10 protein-coding genes are annotated in these 13,592 nt (G+C 41.1%); 9 read left to right on the top strand and 1 reads right to left on the bottom strand.

Features of this window, described 5'->3' with window-relative positions; genetic code table 11:
* Positions 1 to 131: 131 nt before the first annotated feature.
* The 4 genes from BCU84_RS11430 to BCU84_RS11445 all read left to right on the top strand — a co-directional run bounded on the left by BCU84_RS11430 (position 132) and on the right by BCU84_RS11445 (position 6,893).
* Positions 132 to 1,916, top strand: a complete 1,785-nt coding sequence (locus tag BCU84_RS11430) for an assimilatory sulfite reductase (NADPH) flavoprotein subunit (RefSeq protein WP_102528215.1) — start codon at positions 132 to 134, stop codon at positions 1,914 to 1,916.
* A 94-nt stretch (positions 1,917 to 2,010) separates the two neighbouring features.
* Positions 2,011 to 3,702: an assimilatory sulfite reductase (NADPH) hemoprotein subunit gene (gene cysI / locus BCU84_RS11435; protein ID WP_102528308.1), complete on the top strand. Its 1,692-nt coding sequence runs from the start codon at positions 2,011 to 2,013 to the stop codon at positions 3,700 to 3,702.
* Positions 3,703 to 3,741: 39 nt separating this feature from the next.
* A complete protein-coding gene (locus BCU84_RS11440) occupies positions 3,742 to 4,482 on the top strand; it encodes a phosphoadenylyl-sulfate reductase (RefSeq protein ID WP_102528216.1) in 741 nt (246 codons plus the stop codon).
* A gap of 689 nt (positions 4,483 to 5,171) precedes the next feature.
* Positions 5,172 to 6,893, top strand: coding sequence for a hypothetical protein (locus BCU84_RS11445; protein WP_102528309.1), 1,722 nt, complete (start codon positions 5,172 to 5,174; stop codon positions 6,891 to 6,893).
* A gap of 208 nt (positions 6,894 to 7,101) precedes the next feature.
* Here the strand turns inward: BCU84_RS11445 and BCU84_RS11450 are convergent, their stop codons facing one another.
* Positions 7,102 to 8,001, bottom strand: coding sequence for a phospholipase A (locus BCU84_RS11450; protein WP_102528217.1), 900 nt, complete (start codon positions 7,999 to 8,001; stop codon positions 7,102 to 7,104).
* A 266-nt stretch (positions 8,002 to 8,267) separates the two neighbouring features.
* Here BCU84_RS11450 and cobA point away from each other — a divergent pair, with 266 nt between their 5' ends.
* The 5 genes from cobA to BCU84_RS11475 all read left to right on the top strand — a co-directional run bounded on the left by cobA (position 8,268) and on the right by BCU84_RS11475 (position 13,589).
* Positions 8,268 to 9,089 carry a uroporphyrinogen-III C-methyltransferase gene (gene cobA / locus BCU84_RS11455; RefSeq protein WP_102528218.1) on the top strand — a complete coding sequence of 274 codons (822 nt, stop codon included), beginning with the start codon at positions 8,268 to 8,270 and terminating at the stop codon, positions 9,087 to 9,089.
* Positions 9,090 to 9,630: 541 nt separating this feature from the next.
* Positions 9,631 to 10,992 carry a Na(+)-translocating NADH-quinone reductase subunit A gene (locus BCU84_RS11460; RefSeq protein WP_102528219.1) on the top strand — a complete coding sequence of 454 codons (1,362 nt, stop codon included), beginning with the start codon at positions 9,631 to 9,633 and terminating at the stop codon, positions 10,990 to 10,992.
* Positions 10,992 to 12,209, top strand: coding sequence for an NADH:ubiquinone reductase (Na(+)-transporting) subunit B (locus BCU84_RS11465; protein ID WP_102528220.1), 1,218 nt, complete (start codon positions 10,992 to 10,994; stop codon positions 12,207 to 12,209). The genes BCU84_RS11460 and BCU84_RS11465 overlap by 1 nt, the downstream gene beginning before the upstream one ends.
* Entirely contained in the window at positions 12,199 to 12,969 is a 771-nt protein-coding gene (locus BCU84_RS11470; RefSeq protein ID WP_102528221.1) for a Na(+)-translocating NADH-quinone reductase subunit C, read from the top strand. Before BCU84_RS11465 ends, BCU84_RS11470 begins: the two co-directional genes overlap by 11 nt.
* A complete protein-coding gene (locus BCU84_RS11475) occupies positions 12,969 to 13,589 on the top strand; it encodes an NADH:ubiquinone reductase (Na(+)-transporting) subunit D (protein WP_102528222.1) in 621 nt (206 codons plus the stop codon). The genes BCU84_RS11470 and BCU84_RS11475 overlap by 1 nt, the downstream gene beginning before the upstream one ends.
* Positions 13,590 to 13,592: the final 3 nt, after the last annotated feature.

Below are 13,592 nucleotides of genomic sequence, written 5' to 3' on the forward strand. Positions count from 1 at the left end.
CACCACACTTTTGTAGCTTAAAAAACCGCCTTTGCATATTCCTTAATGGAATAAAAAAGTAATTTTTATTATTTTTTGGTTGTAAGCATTAGGAGTAGTCTGTTGACATTAAACTGTTATAAGGCCATCTAATGTTGTTAAAAGAACTTTCTTCATTCGCTTCGCCATTGTCTCAAGGACAAGTCGACAAGCTAAAACAGCTCACTTCAGAGTTATCTGCAACACAATTAGCTTGGGTTAGTGGCTATTTGGCGGCAACCTCAAATCAAGGTCAAATTGCCTCAGCGCCAGAAACTGCAGCAGCGCAAACAGTGACGATTTTATTTGGTAGCCAAACAGGTAACGGTAAAGCGATTGCTAAATCACTTGCGGCGCAAGCAACGGCAAAAGGATTCGCTGTCAATTTAGCCTCAATGGCCGATTATAATGTTCGCCAATTGAAGCAAGAAACAATCCTAATCGCTGTCGTCAGTACCCATGGTGAAGGTGAAGCGCCTGATGATGCCATTGAGTTACATAAGTTTCTTGCATCAAAAAGAGGGCCTAAGCTCGACGCACTTAACTTCTCTGTATTAGCGCTTGGCGATACGAGCTATGAGTTCTTCTGTCAAACCGGAAAAGATTTCAGTGAACGTTTAACTGCGTTAGGTGCAAAACAATTACTGCCTATCGTTGAGTGTGACGTTGACTACGAAGAGGCGGCTGAAAGCTGGCAAGAGCAAGTACTAGAAGTTGTTGAGCCTTTAGTGCAAGCAAGTGGCGCGAGCGTAGTGTCAATCGACACTGCTAAAGCAACTTCAGAAAGCGAGTTCACTAAACAGCAACCTTACGAAGCTGAAATCTTACTTAGCCAAAAATTAACTGGTCGTGATTCTGATCGTGATGTTCGTCATGTAGAGATTGATTTAGGCGAATCAGGCATTAGCTATGAAGTAGGTGATGCATTAGGTATTTGGTTTACGAATAGCTCAGGCTTAGTCAATGAAGTGATTGCTGCTTTATCTTTGGATGCGAACACAGAGGTTAAGGTTGGCAAGCATACATTCTCTCTTGAGCAGGCCTTACTTGAAAAGAAAGAACTGACACAGCTTTATCCGGGCTTAGTAACAGCTTGGGCTGAACTTGCTGCTAACGATGAGTTAACTGCAATCGCTGCAGATAAAGAGCAAACTCGTCAATTTGTACTGGGTCATCAATTAGCTGACTTAATTAGTTTATATCCGGTCACTATCGATGCCGCTAAATTAGTTGAGCTGTTAAGACCGCTGACTCCACGTTTATATTCTATCGCTTCAAGCCAAGCTGAAGTTGAGAATGAAGTGCACTTAACCGTTGCATTAGTTGAAGATGAGCGAGCTGGTCAAGCAAGATTTGGCGGCGCTTCACATTTCTTAGCATCTGCAGAAGAAGGTCAATTAGTGAAGGTGTATGTTGAGCCTAATAAGCATTTCCGTTTACCTGAAAATAATGACACGCCTGTTATTATGGTTGGTCCTGGTACAGGCGTTGCGCCATTTAGAGCATTCATGCAGCAACGTGCAGTAGACGGGGTTAATAGTGACAGCTGGTTATTCTTCGGTAACCCTCATTTTGAACAAGACTTCCTATATCAAGTCGAATGGCAGCAATACCTAAAATCTGGCGATTTATCTCGTTTAGATGTCGCTTTCTCACGGGATCAAGAACATAAAGTTTATGTGCAGCATCGTATAGCCGAGCAAGGCGAGTCTATTTGGCAGTGGCTACAAAATGGCGCGCATTTTTACATTTGTGGTGATGCAGAGCGGATGGCGAAAGATGTCCATCAAGCACTGATTAATGTTGCTGTTGAGTTTGGCGGATTAGATGAAGCTGGTGCTGAAAGCTATTTAGAAGACTTACGCAGTGCTAAACGTTACCAAAAAGACGTTTACTAAATACAGATTATCGCAGTCTTCAACAAGACAATAAGAATAAAGCAGCGTTGGTGAATAGAGTCGCCAGCGTAGCAAGTATTAAAGAGGCCACATGATGAGTGAGCAAAAGTTAGCAGTAAATGAATATCTAAAAACCGACAGTGATTATCTGCGCGGTTCGATCAAAGAAGGCTTAGACACTCAAGTCACGGGATCGTTTAGTGATGGCGATCAGCAATTGATCAAGTTTCATGGTTTTTATCAGCAAGACGATCGTGATTTACGTAACGAGCGTAAAGAGCAAAAGCTAGAGCCATTGTATAGCTTCATGCTTCGTGCTCGTGTTCCTGGTGGGATTTGTTCGCCTGAGCAATGGCTTGATGTCGATAAGATTTCATCAACATTAACGACTTCTAACAGTATTCGTTTAACGACTCGTCAAACGTTTCAATATCACGGTATTCCAAAACGTAACCTGAAAACCTTGATCCAAGGGTTAGATAGAGCGGCACTAGATTCTATTGCTGCTTGTGGTGATGTAAACCGAAACGTGATGTGTAACCCAAACCCAATTGAGTCTACATTGCACCAACAGGCTTATGCAGTAGCAAAAGAGTTGTCAGATCATTTACTGCCACATACCCGCGCCTATGCTGAAATTTGGTTGGATGAAGAAAAGCTATTAGACACTGAAACCAATGAGCCTGTTTATGGCAAAACCTACTTGCCTCGTAAGTTTAAAATGGCAGTTGCAGTACCGCCAGATAATGATGTTGATGTCTATACCAATGACCTTGGTTTTGTCGCTATTGAAGAAGCTGGAGAATTAGTCGGCTTTAACTTGGTTGCTGGTGGCGGAATGGGGTCAACTCACGGTGAAGTTGAGACTTTCCCGCGTTTAGCTGATGACTTTGGCTTTATTAAAACCGCAGATGTGATTAAGTTTGCAGAAGCTGTAATGACTGTTCAGCGTGATTGGGGCAACCGTGTTAACCGTAAGCGTTCACGTTTAAAGTACACGATTGTTGATCATGGCGTCGCAGAATTTAAAGCGGAAGTTGAAAAACGTGCAGGAGTGAATTTTGAGCCGAAGCGTGATGCGGTTATTGGCGATCGCGGTGATAGGTATGGTTGGGTAAAAGGTGTCGATAATAAATGGCATCTGACGTTATTTATTGAAAGTGGCCGTATCAAAGATGAGCAGGGTCAAACACTGCAAACTGGTCTTCGTGAAATCGCCAAAATCCATAAAGGCGACTTCAGAATGACATCAAATCAGAACATGATTATTGCTGGTGTTGCTGAAGAAGATAAAGCTGCTATTGAAGAGCTTGCTCGCCAACATGGATTTTTTGGCAAGTTAATTAGCCAGACTCGTGGTCATTCGATTGCTTGTGTTGCTTTGCCGACATGTCCACTTGCGATGGCTGAAGCGGAGCGTTATTTCCCTGAGTTTATTGATCATATTGATGCGCTGCAAACTAAGCATGGTATTAGCGAACAAGCCATCGTTGTGCGTATGACTGGCTGTCCTAATGGTTGTGCTAGACCATTTGCCGCGGAAATTGGCTTAGTGGGTAAAGCGCCAGGGCGTTATAACTTGTATTTAGGCGCAAGCTTTGAAGGTACGCGTTTAAATAAAATGTACAAAGAAAACATTCAAGAGGCGGAAATACTCGCTGAGCTTGATAACCTTTTCGGTTTGTATGTACAAGAGCGTGATGCTGGTGAGACCTTTGGTAACTTCACAGTACGACATGGTATTGTGAAAGCAGTGAATGATGCTGCGAAAGATTTTCATGCATAAGAAGCCACAATCAAGTGATGCTTCTTTGAGGTTTACACAATGATTTCTCAAAATGAATTATTGGCGATATTAGATGCGCCTAAATCTGAGCAAGACATTGTATTAGAGCAAGTCAATTCTTTCTTGTCAGGTTTAACTGCACAAGAAAGGGTGACATGGGGATTAGCTTATTTACCCGGCGAGCATGCACTATCATCGAGTTTCGGTATTCAAGCTGCTGTTATGCTGCATTTAGTGAGTCAGGCACAAGCAGATATTCCGGTTGTTTTGACAGATACAGGGTATTTATTTCCTGAGACATATCAGTTTATCGATCAATTAACTGAGCGATTAAATCTAAACCTTAAAGTGTACAAAGCGAAGCAATCTTCAGCTTGGCAAGAAGCACGTTTTGGTAAGTTATGGGAAAAAGATCTTGAGGGCTTAGAGCAATATAACCGCATCAATAAAGTTGAACCGATGCAACGAGCCTTGAATGAGTTAAATGTTGGGACTTGGTTTGCTGGTCTTCGCCGGAGTCAGGCAAGTACTCGTGAAGCTTTGCCAATTTTAGCGATTCACGGTGATCGGTTTAAGTTATTGCCAATTATTGAGTGGACTAATAAAGATGTGCATGAGTACCTCACTCTGCATGATTTGCCTTACCATCCTTTATGGGAACAAGGGTATGTCTCTGTCGGGGATACTCATTCTAGTAAACCCCTAGAGCTTGGAATGAGCGAAGAAGATACTCGCTTTAATGGCATGAAGCGTGAGTGTGGACTGCACTACGAAATCTAGGTTTATCAATAGTTAAAATATCAGCTAAGGCTGATATTTTTATATTGTACTCACTATTATTTAACTGTCATTGAGCTATCGTATTTGTGTCACTTATTAACGTTATCATAGTGCTGCTGGATATAGTGAGTCGGCTTAGTGGTTTGTTGATGTGCATAATCGAACAAATGTTTACTCTGTACTTTTACAACCTATGACTGATTTTTGATGTTGAGACATTTTTTACCAACAATTTATCCACAAAAATATGCACAAGTTAATTTTATAGTCTAAATTGAGAAGTTCCCGTAGATGGTTTTTGTCGACACTTTAGGTTTGTGATTGCAAACCCTGTACCTCCAAAAGCCTTGCTCGTTAACACGAGCTTCCTAAGATTGGCTTGCTAGCGTAAGTACAATCTATTTAGGTTTCTCGGTTAGTTACTTTATGGTGACTAACCGAGAAATCGCTCCCTTAATTCATTTTTTGCCCTTAACCTTAACTTCCGCTGACCATCTCTGTAAAAAACCAAGCCTATTTGCCGTTTTTATATGATCCAAAAATAAAAAAATGCTAAGTTATTGCGAAACTTATTAAAAATTGAACCCTGCTCTGTAGGCTGTTCGATGACAATATCAATACTTAATCCAATAACTCTCAAGGAAGAGTGACTTGTTTTAATTTACATGTGATTTATGGAGCAAAAAATAATGAAAAAACTCGCAATTGCAGCAGCGGTTATCGCTGTTGGTGCTGGCGCGTATGTGCTGTCTGGTAAAGATGGCGGTACATCATCTAACAACGAACTTCTTGAGTATATACCTGCTGATACATTATTGTTTTCTGGGCAATTAACCCCATTTCCGCTAGAAGATTACTTGTACTCCATGCCAATGGGCGTGAACAGTAAACTATCTTTAGAACAAATTGAGCAAGCGGGCCCATTCGGTTCAGAACAAGAGCGCTTTTTTGTTAGCTTATATAAAAGCTATTTAATGAGCTTTGAAAACCCTGGCGTATTTTTAAAGACATTTGGCTTACCATCACACATTGAATCATACACTTATACTCTAGGTGCTTTACCTGTGTTCAAGGTTCAAATTGAAGATGAAAATGCAATTTGGTCCTTATTGGATAAAGCATCTGATGAAAGCGGCTTAGTACACAAAGCAGAGTCGATAAAAGGCCAAGATTACCGAGCTTATTCATTGATTGATGAAGATGAATCTATCGATATGGTATTTTCGCAAAAAGAGGGCTGGTTAACCGTCACCTTAAATACTTCATTTAATAAGCCTGAACTGCTTGAAACAGCACTGGGCTTAACCAAGGTTGAAAACCCAATTAGCGATTCAGGCATGCTTGAAGAGATAGCATCAACTCATGGCTTCTTGAAAGACAGTATTAGTTTTATCAATCACGTTGAATTGGTCAATGGCCTAACGTCTAGTGATGGTAATATGCTCGCTAAACAACTGACTAAACTGGTTCAAATGGAAGGCTCTGGTGAGGATCCTTTCGCTGAATTCAAAACGTCAGAATGTAAGGCTGAATTCAATTCTATCGCGGCTAATTGGCCACGTTCTGTGATGGGGCTTAAATCGTTTTCAGTTGACAGAAAAGAAACTAATTTTGATGCTGAAATCGTGATTGAATCAAATAACCAAGTTATTTTAGGTGCATTGACTAAAATGCGCGGTTTTATTCCAAGTTTTAGCCAAAACATCAATGACAATGTTGCTTCTTTAGCCTTTGGTATGGATGTGATGCAACTGGCACCGGCTTTATCTGAAATTTGGAAAGACTTACAAACACCGAGTTATCAATGTGAAGCATTAGCGCAAATGCAATACGGGGTAAGTGAACAAAACCCTGCTATGCTGGGGATGATGACAGGCATGGCTAACGGCGTTAAAGGGATCAGCGCAACGATTGTTGATTTCTCATTAACTGACGAAAACGGTGAGCCAGGCTTTAAGCATTTAGATGCGCTTATTAGCTTATCTGCAGACGACCCTGAAATGCTGCTAAATATGGTACGTCCTTTTGTACCGCAATTGGCTAATATTCAGTTAGAGAAAAATGGTGATGCAATAGATGTGAGCCCTTATTTAATGTTACCACCTGAAATGGGCGTGACTGCTCAAATGGCGATGAAAGATAATCACTTGGTTATCTTTAGTGGTGACAAAGGTGAAGCATTAGCAGATAAACTAGCTGCAGAGAAGTTAGAGGCGAATGGCTTAAATAGTGTCGCTTTAGACTACCAAAAGCTACTGACGCCAGTATTTTCTTTGATAGAAGAAAGTGGTGAGCCGATACCTGAAGAGCTAGCAATGCTTAAAGATTACGATATGCGTATGCAATTTGGCCTTGATGTCACAGCTAAAGGTATTTCTATCTCGACCAAAGCCAACAGCAAAGCTAAATAGGTTATTAATCTCGAAGATCAAAAAAGGTGAACCTAGTGGTTCACCTTTTTTATTGCAGTTGCTTAAGTTATTGTAGACTAATGGTAGTGCTGAACTGTTATCACAGAACAATCATTTATCACAGAGCAATCATAGCAGAGCTTTCATCACAGAATTGTCGTGCTCAACCTATCCAAATCCTACCAAAATTTCTAGCGCTAACTAAACATTATAAAATGTCGTTTATTGAAACCCCAATACCGATACGTTGGTTGTGATGGTTATAATCAATCATGCTTTCGCCATAGCCATTAAAGTATTGCGTATATAAGCGCAAGTTACCTAATATTGGATAACTCCAAGTAAATTCTATTGAGCCTTTATTTGGACTTTCGAGATTATTGCGTCCCATCATTGTAAAGCGGTGTTCGCCTAAACCGTATACAGCCTTCAGTTCAAAGTTGCCCATATAGTCTTCAATGTCTGGATTATCATCACCATCAGGAGATGTCGGTGTTTCTTTTTCATCTTCAGGTATCCGATACCAAGCTTTAAAAGCTAATGCGAACGGTCCTCGATCGAATACCATCTCACCATAAATTCGATTCCAGCTGCGGGATAAACTGCCAGACTTACCATTAGATTGATGAACAGCACCAAAGCCCCAGAACGAGTTTCGAAGCCCTGCTATTTCCCAATCATTATTAAACAGCATAAATATTTCGGGTTCGTGGTTAGTTTCTCTAAAAGGAGAAGAGATGTCTTTATTGTATACCTGCCAATAGGATTGATTGGTATAGGCAAAGAAAAGGTGGCCATTATCACCAAACACATTGTACCAAAGGGGGAACTTGAAGCTAATTTGAAATTTTGCTTCAGCATTATCTACCTGTTCATCACTCCCTTCATTTCCCGTTTTAAAATCGATGTATGGCTCTGAATTCGGATTATCATTGTAGGTATAAGGCAGAATATAGTTCACCTTATGGGGCGTAATGACGAAACTTTTATCTGAAGTTTCTACTTCACTTTGGATTCTTTCATCAACTAAAGAATCCTCACCGCTTGCATTGAAACTTGCGAAAGCAAATAAGTAAAAGATGAATGGCAGACAGAGTGACTTGGACATTTAACCCTCTTTAATCTCTATATTTTTTGACAGGTTATCATTGCGATAACAAAGGTGAAACAAAATCTGCGATTAAAATGTATTTAGATGCAGATGTAATACTAGGTCTATATGAAGGTGAGTTTATGTTGTTGAGATAAACATAAAGCAAGTGATAACGCGACTCTATATAACCAAAAAGAATAAAAGCTAAGTTTTATCTATTATATATGGAATATGTAAACCGTTATATTTAGCCTTAATTGAATAAAGTGGGGTTAAAGGTAATGGCGTTAGTTTCAATACCAGGTCAGCAGGCTAAAGGAAAAGTATGGTTAGTTGGCGCAGGCCCTGGCGATGTTGAATTACTGACTTTAAAAGCCTATCGAGTGCTTAAGAACGCTGATGCAGTCTTGTATGACGCACTGGTCAGCCAAGACATTCTTGAACTCATTCCACAACATGCAGAGAAGATTGCTGTTGGCAAGCGTGCAGGTAAGCACAGTGCAGCACAAGATGAAATCAATCAACTACTCGTGACTAAAGCCTATACCCGTAAAAATGTAGTGCGCTTAAAAGGTGGCGATCCATTTATTTTTGGCCGTGGCGGTGAAGAGTTACAAACATTGGTTGAAAGCGATGTTAAATTCGAGGTTGTACCTGGTATCACTGCAGCAAGTGGCACTTCAGCTTATGCAGGGATCCCATTAACCCATCGAGATTACGCTCAAGGGGTTTCTTTTATTACAGGGCATTGTCAAATTGAAAGTCGCCCAATGGACTGGCAAGGTTACGCTAACTCGAATAATACGTTAGTGGTTTATATGGGTATTTTAAATGCCAATATTATTAGTGAAGGTTTAATCAGTCATGGGCGCTCCCCTGATACGCCAGTGGCGATAGTGTCAAAGGCAACGACATCATCACAGCAGCGTTTTATTGGCAAGTTAAGTGAGTTGTCTCAACTCGCTGCAGATCCAGCGTTAAAAATGCCAGCTTTGATGATCATTGGCGAAGTGGTTCAACTTGCAGATTCTTTAAACTGGTTTAACCCAGTTGAAAGAGCGCAATCGCAAATACATTCTGAAATTACCGCTTTAGGGCTGTGATTTATATATTTACAATATATATCAAACTGTTGAACCATCATCAGTGAATTGAGAATAATCAAAACATTAATCGATCTATTGATTTTAGCGATAAGTAATCTATCTGGGACTAAATCCATATTGATGATTACAATTGCGGTAAAAAGGCTGAATGACTATTTCAGTCTTTTTTTTACTTATTTTTTGCGAATAGGGATTATTTTTAACAACAACTGGTAAACTTAACCCGTAAATAACATCCTCATTTGTTTTTTCATGTAATTGTCATTCAGATTCTGTTGAGTTTACTGTGATCTCAGTCTATGTTATTTGATAGTATCTTGTGCTAGGTAAGCGTTATTTGCTTAATTATCCCTCTTTTTACGACGTGTTAAACTTTCGAAAATGAAATTTAATATCGGATGTAGTTCAAAATTACAAGCGTGAAGCAATTTTTGCCGTACATTTATTTCACATTTGTTTTAAAGGTGTGACTTCAATAGCGGATTTAGCTCACAGAATTATTTATTATGTGCTATCTGAATTTTAAAGGTTACAAGTAATGGCTGGATCCTCAAATCAGGTTATAACTATTAAACGAGGCCTCGATGTGCCTATTGCGGGTCAACCGCAACAAAGCATTGAATCTGCTAAACAAACCTCTCGTGTTGCTATTCTTGGTGAAGAATATGTTGGGCTTAAACCGACAATGCTTGTTGAAGAAGGTGAGATGGTCAAAAAGGGTCAAGCTCTTTTTGAAGACAAGAAAACACCTGGTGTGCTATTTACAGCACCAGCAAGCGGTGAAGTGATAGCAATAAACCGTGGTGAGAAACGCGTGTTATTGTCAGTTGTTATTCGTTGTGAAGGTGATGAATCCCTCTCTTTTGAATCGTCAGAAGATGTGATGTCATTATCGCGCGATGCGGTGAAAGCTAATCTTGTAAAAAGTGGTTTATGGACTGCGCTTCGTACCCGACCGTTTTCTCGCATCCCTGCGATTGAAACTGTGCCTACGGCGATTTTCGTTACGGCAATGGATACCAATCCACTTGCTGCCGATCCTCGAATTATCATTGCTGAGCAGCAACAGGCCTTTAATGTCGGCATGCAGGCGTTAACCCGTTTAACCGATGGTAAAGTGATGTTGTGCCATGATGAGGGTGACAGTTTACCCGGTCATGATTTACCACAAGTTGAATCGCATCAATTTGGCGGCGTACACCCAGCAGGTCTTGTTGGTACGCATATTCATTTATTACATCCAGTTAATATCGAAAAAGTGGTTTGGCATATTGGCTATCAAGATGTGATTGCGTTTGGAAAGCTATTTCAAACTGGTGAATTATTTAATCAAAGAGTGATTTCTTTAGCAGGCCCTAATGTGCTTAAACCACGCTTGGTTCGCACGCAAATGGGGAGCGACTTAAGTGAATTGGTTGAAAGTGAACTCAAAGACATTCAATCACGGGTTGTTTCTGGTTCAGTGTTGTCTGGTCATACAGCGATAGGTGTATATAACTACCTTGGTCGTTACCATTCTCAAGTTTGTGTGCTTACTGAAAATGCACGTCATGAACTTCTGCCTTGGGTACGACGCAACAAAGAAAAGTTTTCGCTAACCGGCATTATGATGTCTGGTTTTAGCCGTACTAAAAAGTTATTCGATTTTACTACTCATGCAGGTGGTTCACCGCGGGCAATGATGGCGTTTGGTCAATTAGCCCGTGTAATGCCATTAGACATTTTACCGACCTTATTGGTAAGAGACTTAGTGGTTCGAGATACCGATGAAGCGCAGTTACTGGGCGCACTAGAGCTAGATGAAGAAGATTTAGCTTTATGTACCTTTGTTTGCCCAGGTAAATATGATTTTGGTAAAGAATTACGTGCTTGCCTAGATATCATCGAGAGGGAAGGTTAATGAGTCAGCAACAGAACAAACCGGGTAAGCAAGAGCGTTATTACGCTCACGGTCACTCGATGAAAAGCTACTTGCGCTCTTTATGGATCGCACGTGGTCGCAGTACTAAAGGTAAAGTGCATGTTCGTGATGCCATTGATGTTAAGCGTACCATGCACATTGTTGGCATGTGTTTATTGCCAGTATTGTTTTTCGGAATGTATAACCTAGGTTTACAAGCGCAAGTTGCTATAGCTGCTGGCGCAACTCAGCCTGAAAGTTGGCAGTTAGCCATTTTTAGCGCCTTATTCGGTCAGTTAACTGACCAATCAGGTTTAGTCAGCTTATTTGCCTATGGCGCAAGTTATTATGTGCCGATTTATCTCGCCACATTGATTGTGTGTTTATTTTGGGAAGTGATTTTTGCCAAGATGAGAAAGCAAGAGTTGCATGAAGGCTTTTTTATCACCGCATTACTGTTCTCAATCATAGTGCCAGTTTCAACCCCGTTATGGATTATTGCTGTTGGCGTGAGCTTTGGTGTCATAGTCGCCAAAGAGATGTTTGGCGGCATGGGTTATAACTTCTTAAACCCTGCGCTTGCAGGTTACGCCTTTATTTATTTTGCTTATCCAACTGAAGTGGCGGCAATTAGTCAGTTTGTTGCAGTGGATGGTTTTGCGGGTGCGACCACCTTGACTGAAGCTGCTGCCAGTCGCGCAAATCTCTATGCAGATGTGAGTTGGCTTGGCGCATTATCTGACCCTAAATGGATGGATGCCTTTTTAGGCTTCACTCCAGGTTCAATTGGTGAAACTAGTACCTTGGCTATCCTAATTGGTGGCGGCGTATTGTTATTAACTCGAGTTGCTGATTGGCGAGTGGTTGCTGGCGTTTTGTTAGGCATGATTGCTACGGCTATCTTGTTTAACTTATTTGGCCCTGCCAAGAACTCAATTGCTGCAATGCCTTGGACTTGGCACCTTGTTACTGGTGGTTTTGCCTTGGGTATGATGTTCATGGCGACAGATCCTGTTACCGCTTCTTATACTCGAAATGCGAAATATGCCTATGGTGCATTGATTGGGTTTATGACGGTGTTAATTCGAGTGCTGAACGTGAAATTACCTGAGGGCATAATGTTGGCGATTTTATTTGCCAATTTATGGGCTCCGCTATTCGATTATCTGGTGGCTCGCGCCAACATTAAACGGAGACTAAAACGTCATGGCCTTTAAGAAAGATACTGTCGCAGGCACGATGATATTTATCATCAGCCTGAGTTTAGTTTGTTCGTTTATGATCACCGGTACCGTTGAAATTCTTAAAGAACGTAAACTGGTTAAAAAGCGTGATGAGGTACAGCAGTTTGTACTTCGCGCCGCTAATGTTGATATTAGCGCTGGTGACTTCCGTGAATTATTTACTGAGCGTGTGACGCCGAAAATGGTGAACCTAAAATCAGGAGAGTTTGTTGCCCAAGAGAACTTACTGGATCTCGATGAGCGCATGGCGGCCATTAATCCAGAAACCTCATCAAAACCTAAAAAAGATACCGCGAAGATTAAAACTCGTGCTAATGACATCCGTATTTTCGAAGTACGTGATGAGAGTGGTCAGCTTACCAGTGTGGTAATGCCGATTTACGGTAAAGGTTTATGGTCAATGATATATGGTTACTTGGCGGTAAAACCTGATCTAAATACGGTAGAAAATATCATTTTCTATGAGCACGGTGAAACGCCTGGTATTGCTGATTTCGTCACGGATTCTGAATGGACTGACTTATGGAAAGGTAAGCAGTTATTTGATGAAAAAGGCAATATTGCGATTAAAGTTGTTAAAGGCGGCGCCAAAGAGGGCGATGTTCACGGTGTAGATGGCGTGAGTGGCGCAACCAGAACTGGTGTTGGTATTCAACGCGCTGTTGAATTCTGGTTTGGTGTTGAAGGTTATCAACCTTTTCTTAAGCAATTTGCTGTTACGGAGGCTAAATAATGAGTAGTGCAGTTTCTACAAAGCAGATCTTAACCTCGCCTATTTTTGCTAACAACCCAGTCGCGATGCAAGTCCTTGGTGTGTGTTCTGCACTGGCTGTTAGTAACTCAATGCAAACGGCATTAGTGATGACATTGGCGGTGACGTTTGTATTGGTCATGTCGAATTTAATCATTTCGACGATTCGTAACTTCATCCCTAACAGTGTACGAATTATTGCGCAAATGACCGTGATTGCTTCACTGGTGATTATCGTTGATATGGTGTTACAAGACGTGGCTTACGAACTTTCAAAGCAGTTATCTGTGTTTGTGAGTTTGATTATCACCAACTGTATCATCATGGGGCGAGCAGAAGCTTTCGCGATGAAATATCCTCCGCATCTGGCATTAGTTGATGCGTTAGGAAATGCCATGGGTTACGGCGTGATATTGCTTGGTGTGGCATTTGTGCGTGAGCTATTAGGTCGCGGTACTTTGTTTGGCCATGAAATATTTACCACTATTGAAAACGGTGGTTGGTATCTTGCAAACGAAATGTTCACCTTACCGCCAAGTGCGTTCTTCTTGATCGGCGTGATGATTTGGGCGATCAATGTTGTGCAGCGTAAGAGAGGATAATGG

Source organism: Shewanella sp. 10N.286.51.B7 (genome assembly GCF_002873615.1).
In the GTDB taxonomy this organism is placed as follows: Bacteria; Pseudomonadota; Gammaproteobacteria; order Enterobacterales; family Shewanellaceae; genus Shewanella; species Shewanella electrodiphila.

Bases quoted from the DNA above. Each gene is read 5' to 3' on its own strand.
- BCU84_RS11440 (WP_102528216.1), top strand. From the start codon at position 3,742: ATGATTTCTCAAAATGAATTATTGGCGATATTAGATGCGCCTAAATCT.
- BCU84_RS11450 (WP_102528217.1), bottom strand. From the start codon at position 8,001: ATGTCCAAGTCACTCTGTCTGCCATTCATCTTTTACTTATTTGCTTTC.
- BCU84_RS11430 (WP_102528215.1), top strand. From the start codon at position 132: ATGTTGTTAAAAGAACTTTCTTCATTCGCTTCGCCATTGTCTCAAGGA.
- BCU84_RS11465 (WP_102528220.1), top strand. From the start codon at position 10,992: ATGAGTCAGCAACAGAACAAACCGGGTAAGCAAGAGCGTTATTACGCT.
- cysI (WP_102528308.1), top strand. From the start codon at position 2,011: ATGAGTGAGCAAAAGTTAGCAGTAAATGAATATCTAAAAACCGACAGT.
- BCU84_RS11475 (WP_102528222.1), top strand. From the start codon at position 12,969: ATGAGTAGTGCAGTTTCTACAAAGCAGATCTTAACCTCGCCTATTTTT.
- BCU84_RS11460 (WP_102528219.1), top strand. From the start codon at position 9,631: ATGGCTGGATCCTCAAATCAGGTTATAACTATTAAACGAGGCCTCGAT.
- cobA (WP_102528218.1), top strand. From the start codon at position 8,268: ATGGCGTTAGTTTCAATACCAGGTCAGCAGGCTAAAGGAAAAGTATGG.
- BCU84_RS11445 (WP_102528309.1), top strand. From the start codon at position 5,172: ATGAAAAAACTCGCAATTGCAGCAGCGGTTATCGCTGTTGGTGCTGGC.
- BCU84_RS11470 (WP_102528221.1), top strand. From the start codon at position 12,199: ATGGCCTTTAAGAAAGATACTGTCGCAGGCACGATGATATTTATCATC.